This window comes from Actinacidiphila polyblastidii, assembly GCF_036353415.1.
GTDB lineage: Bacteria > Actinomycetota > Actinomycetes > Streptomycetales > Streptomycetaceae > Actinacidiphila > Actinacidiphila polyblastidii.
This window is the reverse complement of the sequence record NZ_JAZEWV010000002.1, coordinates 336,255-349,246: the sequence shown is the minus strand read 5'-3', so window position 1 is coordinate 349,246 and position 12,992 is coordinate 336,255. Positions and strand designations below refer to the sequence as shown.

The window sequence follows — 12,992 nt, the reverse complement described above, 5'->3', positions numbered from 1 at the left end:
GCGCGCTGCGTCGCGCGTCCGCCGGGTCACCGGGGGTCCGCGCCGGACCGCGGGGTGTCCGGGCGGGGCTCGGGCGTGTGGGGCGTCCAGCCGCTACGGCGGCGACAAGCATCGGAGAGCGCTCTCCGTCGTTGAGAATCGCCTACCCCCACTCTCGCGTCAAGCATTCCCACAGGCTTCTTTCACGCCGTGAACCGACGTGTCCCCGGCCGGGGTCGGCGCCGGGACGACGCCGGCCCCCACCGCGGACGGTGGGGGCCGGCGCTGTCCTGCCCGGTGGATCAGAGGGCCAGCCGGCTGACGGCGGCAGCGGTGATGCCCTTCACGTAGCCGGGGTCGTCGCCGGGCTGGCCGGTGAGTTCGACGATCCCGAACCGCTGGCCGCCGCGGATCACCGCGACGCCGCCGGAGACCACGCCGTCGCCGCTGAACGCCGTGTACCAGGTGGCCGTGCCGGACGGGAAGGAGACCGCGTGCGCCGGGCCGAAGTACCAGTGGCCGGCCACCTCGTCCTGGCAGTCGCGCACCAGCGCGTTGAGCAGCTTCTCGTCCGCGGCAGCCGCCTTGGCGGTGGAGGCGTCCGCGACGGACTCGGTCAGATAGCTGTCGCGGTCCTCGAAGGTCCAGGCCACGTCGGCGTACGCGGCGGCCTTCCCCTGCGTCAGCGTGCGCATCGACTCCTCCCCGGAGCACGCCGACAGGGCCTGGTCCCCGGTCAGGTCCACCGTCGCGGAGAGCGGGGTCATGCCCTGCTGGTAGAAGTCGCCGCTCTGGACGAGGTTGCCGGAGCCGAGGCCGGGCCCGGCGGTGGTGGCGGTGGTGTGCACGGCGGCCGCCGTGGTGTGGGCGACACCGGCTGTGATGTGCGCGGTACCGGCGGTGTGCGCGGCGACCGCGCCGGCGCTCGCCGGGTGCACGCCGATCGCGACGGTGAGCACGGCCGCGCCGAGGCAGGCCGCCGTAGCGGCGACGCGGGTGCGGGTGCGGGTGCGGGTGCGGTGGTCGGACATCTCGTATCCCCCTGTGTGGTCTCGACGCGCCTTGCGTCGTCGTACATCAGGGGAGATGCCGGCGGTGGCGGAAAAGTTGGACGGGAATTCCGCGGCGATCGGAAGCGGGCGACGCGGGCGGACGCGGAGGTCTCAGAGCCGGGTCACGGCATCGCGGACGATCCGTGACGTCGCCGCCGTGCCGAGGCAGGAGGCGATCTCCAGGAAGCCGTAGTGGGTGCCGTTCCGGAGCACGGCGATGCCGCCGCACGGCTCTGTGCCGCGGGGTGCGGCGCCCGTGGTGTTCAGGTCACCGTCGTAGGAGCCCATCCAGCTCGCGGTGATGTCCGCCGTGATCCGCACGGTGTGCGTGGGGCCGTACACCCAGTGGGTGGCCGGCTCGTCCTGGCACGGCACCTCCTCCAGCAGGAGGCGCTCGGCGAAGTTCGCCGCCATCGCCGAGGACTCGGCTTCCGCGGCGACCTCCCGCGCCACCTGGTCCTCGACCTTCGCCGCCAGTGTGGAGTCGCTGTCCTCGGTGCGCTCGGAGGTCAGGAACCCGCGGAAGTGCGCACCGGGCCCGCCGAGCGTCTCGCCGAGGGTCTTCTCCCCGGCGCAGGCCGAGTTGGCGTAGTTGCCGTCCCCGAAGCGGTCCCGTACGTAGAGCTGCCGGACGACCCCGACCTGCGCGAACTCGGCCGCCGTCAGCAGATTCCGCTCGGTCAGCGGTCCGGTGGAGGCCGTGACGGAGACGGAGGAGGCAGAAGGCGAGGCGGAGGGGGAGGCAGAAGGCGAGGCGGAAGGGGAGGCGGAAGGGGCGCGGGCGGGCAGCACGAAGCGGCCGGTCAGCACGCCCAGCCCGACGGCAGCCGCCATCAGGAAGACGATCGTCCGTGTCCGCACAGCGGCAACACCTCCCGGTCCCGATCTGCCTGACGCTCGCGGCGTGTGGAAAGTTGGGTGGCTTCTCGCGGAAGCCGCCGTTCTCAGCGAGCGCCGCCGCCGAGGCGGTCGCGCATGAAGCGGCGGGCCTGGTGGATGCGGTCCTTGACGGTGCCCAGCGGGACGTCGAGGGCCTCCGCGACCTGGCCGTAGGTCAGATCGCCGAGATCGCGCAGCACGAAGGACTCGACCAGGGCGGGATGCCGCTGCTCGAGCGCGCCCAGCGCCTCCATCAGGTCCAGCCGGGTTCCCGCGATGACGCTCGTCGTCCGGGCGTCGACGCTCTCGGGGAGGACCGCGTGGCTGTCCTCCGCGCGCCGGCGCATCGAACGGTAGGTGGACCGGGCGGCGTTCGAGGCGATCACCGTCACCCAGCCCAGGAACGCGCCCCGCCCGTCGTACTCGTGCAGATGGGTGCTGACGGACAACAGGGCGTCCTGCGCGGCCTCTTCGGCGTCGGCGTGATGCGGCAGGAAGCGGGAGCAGCGGCGCATGACGAGAGGCCGCAGCTTGGTGAGGAGGCATTCCATCGCCGCGCGGTCGCCCGCCTGGGCGGACGCCACGAGCCGTGCCAGCCCGTCCTCTTCGTGCACCGCGCTCGTCTCCCCGTTCTCGTCCTGTCCGTGTCCCGGTAGGCGCCCGGGAGTTCCCCGGCACCTCCGGCTCAGGCAGAATGCCGCCATATGCAGAAACTAGGCCGCTACCTCCTTGAGGGCAGGCTGGGAGCGGGCTCGTTCGCCACAGTCTGGAAAGCATACGATCCCGAACTCGACACGGACGTCGCGGTCAAGGTGCTGGCCGACAACTGGGCGTCCAACGCCGACGTGCGCGAACGGTTCCTGGCGGAGGCGCGGCTGCTCCGCAGGATCTCCAGCCCGCGGGTGGTGCGCGTCCACGACATCGGCGTCCAGGACGAACGGCCCTACTTCGTCATGGACTACGTACGCGGCGGCACCCTCGCCGAGCGGATCGGGAACTGCCGTCCCGCCGAGGCGATCCAGCTGGCCGCGGAGGCCGCCCGTGCCGTCGAGGTGCTCCACGGCACGGGCGTCATCCACCGCGACATCAAGCCGTCGAACCTGCTGCTCGACACCGCCTGTACGCCTGCCGCGGTCCTGGTGGCGGACCTCGGCAGCGCCAAGCAGCTCGCCGACGCCTCGGGGCTGACCGTGACCACCGGCACCCCCGCGTACATGGCGCCGGAACAGGCGTACCAGACCGGCGGGTTCGACGGCCGCGCCGACGTCTACGCCCTCGGTGTCGTGACGTTCGAACTGCTCACCGGGCGCAAGCCGTTCGGTTCCGCGGGACGCACCTTCCTCACGCCGGACCAGCCGCCGCCGCCCTGGCCGCCGGCCTGCCCCGGGGACCCGGTGTTCCCCGACGCCCTCCACCGCCTCCTGCGGGCCGCTCTCTCCGTCGACCCCGACGACCGCCCGCAGTCGGCGCAGGCGTTCGCGGACACCCTGCTGTCACCGGAGGTGGCGGAGGCAGCGGACGGAACGGTGCAGTCGGCGGAGCCGGTGAGGACAGCGGCGACGGTGGAGCCGGCGGCAGCGGAGGGGCCGGCGGCCGGGTCGTCGCGGCCCGCCCGCCCGGTGGCGGTCTGGCTCGCGGCGCTCGCCGTGTTCCTGGTGGCGGCGGGGCTGACCTGGCTGGTGCGCTGAGCCCGGCGTCCCCCGCAGCACGAGCCGCTCAGCACCGTCCGCTCAGCACCGTCCGGTCAGCACCGTCCGGTCAGGACGAGCCGGTGAGGGCCGGGGCGGTCCAGATGTCGATCACGATCTGCGAGTGCGTGGCCTGCGCCGCCGCCGCGCGGCCCGCGTAGTTGCGGTCGACCTGCGCGGCCTCGGCCGCGCTCGGCTTGGCGTTGGTGCACGAGGTGCCGGGTCCGTGGCCGGACATCAACTCCGAGCACGGTCCGGTGTAGTGGTCGGGCAGCCCGAGGATGTGGCCGGTCTCGTGGGCCGCGATGCGGGTCACGTCGTAGCCCTCGTCGACCGCTTCCTGGCCGAGCTGCACCTGCCCCTTCCTGCCGCCCGGGACGATCGGCCCCAGCGTGGTCTGCGGCCAGCCGGAGGTCGCCTGGTAGACGAAGTTGGCCGTCGCCGACGAAGTCGCCGGCTGCAGGTGCACGTTGTGCACGGCGTTGTTCCAGTTCTGCACCCCGAGCGTGATCGCGCTCGCCCAGGTCCCCGCGCGGCTGGCGTCGTAGGTCAAGGTGACCACCGCCGCGCTCGCCTTCGGCGCGGGCTGTGCCGTAGCGAGACCGGATGTAGCGCCCAGCACTGCCGGGATCAGCGCCGCCACTGCGGCTATTCGCTTGATCATGAGACTCGTGCGCCTCCTCTGCACCAACTGACCGATGGGCCACAAGAGCACCACGGCGGCGCGGAGTTCCACAAGTACGCGCACACGTGGACGCGCCGCCCGGACGGTGTCCGGGCGGCGCGTCCTCCAGCGGGGTCGGGGCCGTCAGTGCGGCAGCCGGACCGGAACGGACGGCGGGTGGGTGAGGTGGACCGGTGCGGCGTGCTTGAACAGGCCGGTGGACGCGGTCACGGTGAAGGCGTCCGGCAGGTAGCCGGTCGAACGGGTGCCGGGGGTGTAGCCGTTGCTGTCGAGCACGACGTCGTAGCGGCCCGGCGTGACGCCCCGGGTGTTGAGGAGGATCGTCAGGGCGGTGCCGTCGGCGCTCACCGACACCGGGGTCGACATCGAGTAGTCGGTCGCCTTCAGGCCGTCGTGCGCCAGGTCGACCTCGGTGCCGAGGTTCAGGTTGGCGCCGTGGACGACCAGGCGGTCGTCCGTGCCGGCCGGACCGGAGGCGGGTGACACCGAGGTGACGTCCGCGGGCTTGGGCTGGGTCGAGCACTGGAAGCTGCACACGCCCTGCATCGTGTACGCCAGCGGCGTCGGCGTGCTGCCGGGGCTGACGACGAACAGCACCTGGGTGGCGGCGGCGTCGTCCTCCACGAGGCAGTAGTAGTGGAACCCGGGACGGTATCCGCCGCACTGGTACGCGTAGTCGAAGCTGGTGCCGTTCCAGTTCGCGCTGCTGTACATGCCGAGCGCGGGTGCGGCGCCGGGGCTGTCGGTCGTCCCGTACACGTCGAAGGTCAGCCGCGGCTTGACCTGCATCACACCGCAGAAGGCGGTGGCGGACTCGGTGAGCGAGCCGCCGCGCGGCCCGAACCCGTCAGGGGAGAGGGAGTTCGCGGTGCACTGCGGCACCCAGCCGGACGCGGTGCCCACCCGCCAGGTGTCCACACGCGCGGCGATCGGCGTGCCGGCGTAGCCGGAGGCGAGCACGATGGCCACGTAGGACGTCGAGCCGCTCACCCGGCAGGCGGCGCCGTGCTGCCAGCACACGATCGTGCCGGAGGCGTCGACGACCAGGAGGTCCGCGCCGGTGTTGCGGGCGGCGTCCGGGGTCCGCACCGACAGCCACAGCTTGTCGGTGGCGGCGGCCTCGACGCGCAGGCAGCGGGAGTCCAGGGCGGAGGTGAAGCTGTAGCCGGTGGACGGGCCGCCGACGGTCAGCGACGCCGGGGTGGCGCACACCGCCGTGGACGACACGTCGCGGCGCACCAGGTGGTAGGTGTCGGCGTGGCCGGTGCCCACCAGGACGGCGGTGTAGTCGACGCCGGCGGTGTAGCGGCAGGTCGTCGCCGAGCTGCCGCCGTTGCTGCACAACTGGTCGCCCGCGGCGTCGAACACCTGCACGGAGGCGTTGGCCTGGTTGGTGCTGTTGGTGTAGTCGAACATCTCCGCCGTGGTGTGGGAGCTCGCGGGCAGCGCCAGGCAGGCGGTCTGCCGCGCCGCGGTCAGCTGGACCGGCGTCCCTGTGGAGCCGCCGAACGGCGTCCGCGGCCACGCGGCGCAGCCGGTGGCGTCACCGGTGCGCTGGACGGTCAGCCCGTACACCCCGGGGACCGGGGCGGTCAGCACGAGGTGGAAGGGGGCGGTGCCGGTCAGCTTGCAGACGGCGAAGGAGTACTCGTTCTCGCACTGCGGGCTGCCCTTGGTGTCGTACACCGTCTCGATCGGCTCCGGCCCGTCCTCGGTGGGACTCCCCACCAGGTAGAGGCCGTTGCCCGAGGCGGTGGGCAGCGTCACGCAGTCGCGGGCGCCGGCGGCGGTCAGGTCGTGGCGCACCGGGCCGCCGCTGAAACCCGTGCCGGCCCCGGCCACGCACCCCGCGGTCTGCGTCGGCGAGATGAAGACCGGCGAGAACGCGGTGCCGTCGACGTGATCCGGCCGGAACACCATGGCGTACGTGCCGGCCGCCGGGAAGGTGCAGGTGTCCTCGCCCTGCCGGCAGAACCGGGTGCCGTCCAGCTGGTAGACCGGCGTCCCGCCGACGTCGTAGGTGCCGGCCGCGGGCACCTGGAGCAGCCAGCACGGGTCGGTGGAAGCGGCCGGAACGGTGCCGTACGCCTGCGGTGCCAGCGGCGTGCAGCCCGCCGGGTCGGACAGCCGGGCGATGCGCAGGCTGTACGCGCCGGCCACCCGGTAGCCGAGCACCCGGTACGGTCCGCTGCCGGTCAGCACGCAGCCGTCCTGGCTGCCGCCGTCGCCGCTGTCCGTCGAACAGCTCGGCGTGCCCGACGGGTCGACGATCGAGGTGGCGAGGCCGCCGTAGGCGTCGGTGCTCGCGGTGAGGTCGATGCGGTCGCCCGCCGTCGCGTCGAACGGCTGGCAGTCCACCTGCACCGGCGAGTCGAACGTCCGGTGCAGCACCGGCAGGTCGTACGCCGTGCCGACCGGCGGCGCGCACCCGTCGGCCGCCGCCAGCGGGACGAGCGCGATCGTGTACGCGGCGGGGTCCCAGCCGTTGTCCACCATCAGCAGGGTGTACGTGCCCGCGCCGGGCAGGTCGGCGCACGTCGTCCCGTCGATGCCGCTGCACGCCACATCGGCCTGCGGGGTGAGCAGTTGCCAGGTCGCGTTCGATCCGTTGCCGGGGACGGAGACCATCACCCGGCCCTCGGGCAGCGTCACGGTACGGCACTGCGCCTCGTCGACCGCCAGCGTGCCGGACGCGGCCGCCGGGCCCGGGTCGCCGAAGTGCGCCGCGGGGAGCGCCGCACAACCGCCGGGGTGGGACAGCCGGTTCACCGCCACGCCGTACGACGCCGCCTGCGCGTAGGAGTCCACCAGCAGCATCCGGTAGGGGGCCGTGCCCGAAAGGGTGCAGGCCGCACGGGAGTCGGAGGCGGAGCACACCGCGGTGCCGCTCGCGTCGTAGACCGTGGCGGGCACCTCGTACGACACGCCGCCCAGCCGCAGCACGTCGCCGCTCGCGGCCCCGCTGCCGAGCGCGTGGCAGGACGCGGCGGCCCCCGCGTCGAGCGAGCCGGTCACCGGCGCGCTACCGAAGTCCAGTCCGGTCGACGGGAGTTCGGGGCACGGCGAGGAGCGCAGCGAGGACACCGCGAGGGAGTAGGCGGCGGTGCCGTACTCCTCGGCCACCACCAGCGTGTAGGTGCCGGCCTCGCCGGTCGCGCAGCTCGTCGGGCCGTACGGCGACAGGGAGCAGAGGTAACCGGCGCCGTCCGGGCCGTTGACCGTGCCGCCGAGGTTGCCCCCGCCGGTCGCGGTGAGCTGGATCGTCAGGACGTCGTCGGCGGCGGAGGTGGTGACGGTGTACGTGTCGCTGCCGCCGTCCGGGATCGACGCGCAGGCGTGCACGGTGTCCAGCGGGAGCGTGCCGCCGCAGGTCGCGCCCTGGGTGTCCTTCGCGCCGGCCGAGGAGGAGGCGCGGGCCGCGGCCTTCGCCCGCAGGGCCTTGACCTCGGCGGCCGAGGGCGCGGCGGGCTTCGCGACCGGCTTCTGGGCGCTGGCCTTCACCCCGGCCGGCTTCTGGGCGGCCGGGGTGTGCGCGGTGGCGCGCGGCGCGGCGGGACCGGTCGCGGCCGCCGGCTTCACGGCCGCCTGCTTCGCGGTCGCGGGCTTGACGGCTGCGGGCTTGACGGCTGCGGGCTTCACGGCCGCCGGCCCGGTGGTGGCGTAGCTGGGCCCCACCCAGCCGAGCAGCGCCACCGCGGCGCCGGTGACCAGTGCGGTGAGCGCGACGGCGCTCGTTCTCCCTCGGCGACGCCCACGGCGTCGCCCGGTGCCGGGCAACTGAGACATACGGTCCCCCCCCTGGAAACCGCCCCGCCCCGGTGACGACCACCGGGGTCATAGGGCCAGGGAAGTGTAACGACCACGTATGACGGGTCACCACCGCGTAAGCGCCGCACCCCTGGCGTTCATCCGTCCGCCACCTCCAGGGCACCCGCGCCCCCGGCCCGGCCCGCCGCCGCCCGGGTCACCCCATGCTCTTCGCGCCGTCCAGGGACTCGCGGATGATGTCGGCGTGGCCGGCGTGCTGGGCGGTCTCGGCGATGACGTGCATCATCACCCGGCGCGCCGACCAGCGGCTGCCCTCCTCGAACCACGGGGCCTTCGGCAGCGGCTGGGTGGCGTCCAGGTCGGGCAGCGTGGCGACCAACTCGTCGGTCCTGCGGGCCTGTTCCGCGTACGCGTCCAGCACGCCGGCCAGCGTCTCGCCGGGCAGCAGCCGGAACTCGTCGGCCCGCCGCGCCCAGTCGGCCTCGGTCATGGCGCTCGCGTCGCCCATCGCCGAGGGGCCCTCCACGACGAACCGCGCCCAGCCCCGCTCGACCGACGTGACGTGCTTGATCAGTCCGCCCAGGCACAGCTCGCTCGCGGTGGTCCGCCGCCCGGTCTGCTCGTCGGTGAGGCCGCGGGTGGTGAAGCGGAGGAAGTGCCGGTGCTTGGCCAGCATCGCCAGCAGGTCGGCCCGTTCGCCGGTCACGTCCCGCGTCGCCTCTGTCGCCTCGGCCGTCTTGGCGGTCTCGTCACGGACCGTCGTGCTGGTGCTCATCGTCAGCGCCTTCCGTCGTCGCGTTCCCTCGTTCCACCACCACGGTAGGGACCATTGCGGTCATTTCCCGTCCTGAATGGCGGGAGACTGGACCCCATGGCGAACACCAGCTCCCGGACGCTGCGACTGCTGTCCCTGCTCCAGACCCACCGGTACTGGCCGGGCGCCGAGCTGGCGGAGCGGCTGGGGGTCTCGGTCCGCACCCTGCGCCGGGACGTCGACCGGCTGCGCGAGCTGGGCTATCCGGTCGAGGCGCAGCGCGGCGTCGACGGCGGCTACCAGCTCGCCGCGGGCGCGGCGCTGCCGCCGCTGGTCATCGACGACGAGGAGGCGGTCGCGCTGGCCGTCGGGTTGCAGGCCGCGGCCGAGGGCTCGGTGGAGGGCATCGCCGAGGTCTCCGTCCGGGTGCTCGCCAAGGTGGCGCAGGTGATGCCGGTCCGGCTGCGGCGGCGGGTCGAGGCGCTGCGGGCGATGACCGTGCCGGCCGGCTGGGGCGACGCTGAGCCCAGCGCCATCGACCCGGCCGTCCTCGTCACCCTCGCGCTGACCTGCCGGGACGGCGAGCGGCTGCGCTTCTCCTACACCGCGGCGGACGGCCGCCGTTCCGACCGGCAGGTCGAACCGCACCGCCTGGTACGCCTGGACCGGCGCTGGTACCTGGTCGCGTACGACCTCGTCAGGCACGACTGGCGCAGCTTCCGCGTCGACCGGCTCGCCGACCCCGGCGGGACCGGCGCCCGGTTCCGCGCCCGGGAGCTGCCCGCCGCCGACGCCGCCGCCTTCGTCAGGGCCGGCCTGCAGCACCGGCGGCACCCGCACCGGGTCGAGGTCGTGGCGGACGCCCCGGCCGCGGCGGCACGCGAGCGGATCGGCCGGTGGTGCACGGTCGAGGAGGTCGACGCGGAGCACTGCCGGCTGCTGATGACCTCCGACTCCCTGGACTGGCCGATCCTGGCGCTGGGCGTGCTCGGCGTCGACTTCCGGGTCGTCGGGCCGCCCGAGCTGCTCGACCGGCTCCAGGACTGGGGGGACAGGTTCGGCCGGGCTACGGGCACGCGTCCCGCGGGTCCCCGCCCGTCCTGAACCGGGCGAAGAGCGGCGGCGAGTCCCATCCGGGCCGCTCGCCGCTCAGCCATGCCTCCACCGACGGCGCCGGCGGGCGCACCCGGCCGAGCCAGTACAGGGCGACGGCGGCCACCGCGCCCGCGACGGCGAGCGCGAAGCAGATCCACAGCGCCATCCTGGTGCCCGAGTCGAGGCCGCCGCTGAAGGTGGTGGCCGCGTACAGCAGCACCGGGGCGATCATGAACGCCGCGACCGCCCTGAGCAGTTCGATGATCGCGAAGACGCGCTGCACGTTGGTGGACTGGAGCGAGAAGCCGGCGATGAACAGCGCCGGCACCACGGACGCGCCGACGCCGATGCCCACCAGGCCCGAGCCCGTCGCGGTGAGCGTGGACGTGGGCGGGGCCGAGCCGTTCATGACCAGGATGCCCGCCGTCAGGAAGCCCATCCCGGCGAGCACGAAGTAGTGCAGCCAGCGGGTGCGGAAGGCGCTGCCGAAGACGACCGCGGCGATGACCGCGCCGCCGAACTCGGGGAGGTAGAGCAGCCCCAGCCGCATGGGCGTCTCGTGCCGGGCGAGCGAGGTCAGGGTCAGCGTGATCGCCGACACCGACGCGGCCGCCGCGCAGATGGCGGCGACGATGCCGGCGACCGGGAGGGTGCTGAGCAGGCTCCCCACGCACAGCAGCGGCCGCTCGGTGCGGTATTCGTGGACGAAGAGGATCACGATCAGCAGCAGGCCGCCGAGGAGCGGTGCGATCGTGGTGGGGTCGACGAAGTCGTGGGAGAGCAGCTCGGAGGCGCCGAAGAACGCCGCCACGCACCCGACGGTGGCCAGCACCAGCGCCGCGTAGTCGATGCGCGCGCCCGGGTTGGCCGGCGGGGTCTCCTGGAAGGTCAGCAGCGACAGCACGAGCGCCGCGGCCGCGATGCCGGCGATGATCCAGAACAGCGGCCGCCAGCCGTGCGAGGAGGCCTGCACGCCGCCGACCACCGGGCCGAGCGCGACCGCGCCGAAGATGCACACGTTCATGACCATCGCCGTGGTGCGGAGCCTGCTCGCCGGATATCCGATGATCAGCGGCGGCACGGCCGCGATCAGCAGCAGGCTGGTGCACAGGCCCTGGAGGATGTGCCCGACGATGAACATCGCCGGGTCGACCGCCGCCGCGGTGAGCACCGAACCGATCAGCAGCAGGACCCCGTAGACGAGCAGCATCCGCCGCTGCGGCAGCAGTTGGGCGAACTGCACGGCCAGGACCGTGCCCACCGCGTAGCCGGCGTTGGCCATGCCCAGCGTGATGCTCATCGCCTGCGGGCTCATGCCCAGTTCCCGGGCGATGAGCGGCGTGATGGGTCCGAGGGCCGCCGAGAGGGCCAGGTAGGGCACGAGAGCGAAGACGACCATGGCCGCCACCGCGGGGTACCGGCCGGCCAGGGGACCCTGTCGCATCACTCGACTGCTCCTCGTTCGGTGATCGTCGGTACGGGACGTATCGGCGGCATTCGGGCGGAAAAGGGCGCGCAGTCACCATGGTGGACCGCCGCCCCCCCCCGCTCACGTCAAGCGCAGCCGCCGAAGTCACCCGATCGACGCTCGGGCGGGTGAACCCGCCGGTCCGCGGGCGGGGCGTCCCGCAGGGCGTCGCGCAGGACGCCGATCGCGGCGGGGATCTCGGTGTCGCCGATGTTGCCGTAGCCGAGGACGAGCGCGCGCCCGGCGGAGGGCGCCGCCCGGTAGGTGTCGAGGTCGACCAGGCACAGCCCGGCGGCCGCCGCGGCCAGCACCGTACGGCGGGTATCGGTGGTCTCCGGCAGGTGCAGCAGGATGTGCAGCCCGGCCGCCGCGCCCTCCACCCGGCCCTGCGGCAGCAGACCGCCGAGGGTGCGCAGCAGCAGGTCGCGGCGGGCCCGGAAGCGCCGCCGCGCCAGGCGCAGGTGGGCGTCGTACCAGCCGCGGTCGATGAAGGTGGCGAGCGCGAGCTGGTCGAGCACCGGGGGCGCGGCGGCCACCGGGTTCGCCGCGCGCAGCGCCCGGCCCGTCGCGGCGGGCGCGAGCAGCCAGCCGAGGCCGAGGGCCGGCGAGAGCGTCTTGCTGACCGAGCCGAGCAGGAAGACCCGGCTCGGGTCCATCCCCTGCATGACCGCGACCGGCCGGTGGTCGTAGCGGAACTCCGCGTCGTAGTCGTCCTCGACGATGAACCCGTCCACCTCGCGGGCCCAGCGCACCAGGCCCGCCCGGCGGGCCGGGGACAGCGACGCGCCGGTGGGGAACTGGTGCGCCGCGCCGACCACGACCGCCCTGGCCGGGGTACGCGCGAGGTCGTCGGTGCGCAGGCCGTCGCGGTCCACGGGCACCGGGTGGACGCGCAGTCCGGCGCTGGCCGCGGCGACCCGCAGCCGGCCCCAGCCGGGGTCCTCCACGGCCACGTCGGTGATGCCCCGGGCGGACAGCGCCCGGCAGGTGCGGACCAGGCCGTCGGTGACGCCGGCGCAGACCGTGACGCAGGACGCGTCGGCGTCCGCGGCGCGCGAGCGCCGCAGGTACTGGGCGAGGGTGCCGCGCAGTTGCGGGTGCCCGGCGGGGTCGGGCAGGCCGAGGTCGTAGTGGACGGCGGAGCCGGTGACCGCGCGGACGGCGTCCGCCCAGCGGCGGCGCGGGAACGCCCGCAGGTCGGGCAGCCCCGGCGCGAGGTCGTAGCGGACCGGCGGCGGCGCGGGCGCGCGGCGGGCGTCCGGGGGTGCCGGTGCGCTCTGCGGCGACCAGGAGACGCGGGTGGCGGAGCCCACCCGGGCGGCGAGGTAGCCCTCCGCGCCGAGTTGCCCGTACGCCTGCGTCACCACCCAGCGGGAGCAGCCGAGTTCCTCGGCGAGCGCCCGGCTCGGCGGGACGGCGGCGCCCTCCGCCAGCCGGCCCTCGCGGATCGCCGTGCGCAGCGCCTGCGCGAGCCGGTCGTGCAGGGCCCGCGGGCCCCGCGGGCCGCGCCCGGCGCCGGCGCCGGCCGCCGGGGGGACGTCCAGCAGGGTCGCCCAGGCGAAATTGGTCTGTGAAAAGGCCATGGGATTGGAGCGTAGTACCGATCCGAATCGGCCTAGCGTGG

At 74.2% G+C, this 12,992-nt stretch carries 10 protein-coding genes; 2 read left to right on the top strand and 8 right to left on the bottom strand.

Annotated features, from left to right (window positions below):
* Nucleotides 1-281: 281 nt before the first annotated feature.
* The 3 genes from V2S66_RS04860 to V2S66_RS04850 form a co-directional block, all read right to left on the bottom strand.
* Nucleotides 282-1,010, bottom strand: coding sequence for a hypothetical protein (locus tag V2S66_RS04860; protein ID WP_330793165.1), 729 nt, complete (start codon nt 1,008-1,010; stop codon nt 282-284).
* Nucleotides 1,011-1,142: 132 nt separating this feature from the next.
* A complete protein-coding gene (locus V2S66_RS04855; RefSeq protein WP_330793164.1) occupies nt 1,143-1,892 on the bottom strand; it encodes a hypothetical protein in 750 nt (249 codons plus the stop codon).
* 83 nt (nt 1,893-1,975) lie between these two features.
* Nucleotides 1,976-2,524 (bottom strand): RNA polymerase sigma factor, encoded by a 549-nt coding sequence (locus V2S66_RS04850; RefSeq protein ID WP_330793163.1) that lies wholly within the window; start codon nt 2,522-2,524, stop codon nt 1,976-1,978.
* A gap of 90 nt (nt 2,525-2,614) precedes the next feature.
* Here V2S66_RS04850 and V2S66_RS04845 point away from each other — a divergent pair, with 90 nt between their 5' ends.
* On the top strand, nt 2,615-3,598 hold the full coding sequence (locus V2S66_RS04845; RefSeq protein WP_330793162.1) for a serine/threonine-protein kinase: 984 nt from the start codon (nt 2,615-2,617) through the stop codon (nt 3,596-3,598).
* Between the two features lie 70 nt (nt 3,599-3,668).
* Here the strand turns inward: V2S66_RS04845 and V2S66_RS04840 are convergent, their stop codons facing one another.
* The 3 genes from V2S66_RS04840 to V2S66_RS04830 all read right to left on the bottom strand — a co-directional run bounded on the left by V2S66_RS04840 (nt 3,669) and on the right by V2S66_RS04830 (nt 8,826).
* The gene (locus V2S66_RS04840) at nt 3,669-4,262 is read right to left on the bottom strand and encodes a snapalysin family zinc-dependent metalloprotease (protein WP_330793161.1); all 594 of its coding nucleotides are present in this window, start codon (nt 4,260-4,262) and stop codon (nt 3,669-3,671) included.
* Nucleotides 4,263-4,406: 144 nt separating this feature from the next.
* Nucleotides 4,407-8,069 (bottom strand): hypothetical protein, encoded by a 3,663-nt coding sequence (locus tag V2S66_RS04835; protein ID WP_330793160.1) that lies wholly within the window; start codon nt 8,067-8,069, stop codon nt 4,407-4,409.
* A gap of 178 nt (nt 8,070-8,247) precedes the next feature.
* Nucleotides 8,248-8,826: a DinB family protein gene (locus V2S66_RS04830; RefSeq protein ID WP_413966287.1), complete on the bottom strand. Its 579-nt coding sequence runs from the start codon at nt 8,824-8,826 to the stop codon at nt 8,248-8,250.
* Between the two features lie 96 nt (nt 8,827-8,922).
* Between V2S66_RS04830 and V2S66_RS04825 the strand changes: the two genes are divergently transcribed.
* Nucleotides 8,923-9,909 (top strand): helix-turn-helix transcriptional regulator, encoded by a 987-nt coding sequence (locus V2S66_RS04825; protein ID WP_330793159.1) that lies wholly within the window; start codon nt 8,923-8,925, stop codon nt 9,907-9,909.
* Here V2S66_RS04825 and V2S66_RS04820 read toward each other — a convergent pair.
* Nucleotides 9,872-11,344 (bottom strand): MFS transporter, encoded by a 1,473-nt coding sequence (locus V2S66_RS04820; protein WP_330793158.1) that lies wholly within the window; start codon nt 11,342-11,344, stop codon nt 9,872-9,874. The two genes, V2S66_RS04825 and V2S66_RS04820, sit on opposite strands and share 38 nt — an antisense overlap.
* Before the next feature lie 110 nt (nt 11,345-11,454).
* Nucleotides 11,455-12,951, bottom strand: coding sequence for a MocR-like pyridoxine biosynthesis transcription factor PdxR (gene pdxR, locus V2S66_RS04815; RefSeq protein ID WP_330793157.1), 1,497 nt, complete (start codon nt 12,949-12,951; stop codon nt 11,455-11,457).
* Nucleotides 12,952-12,992: the final 41 nt, after the last annotated feature.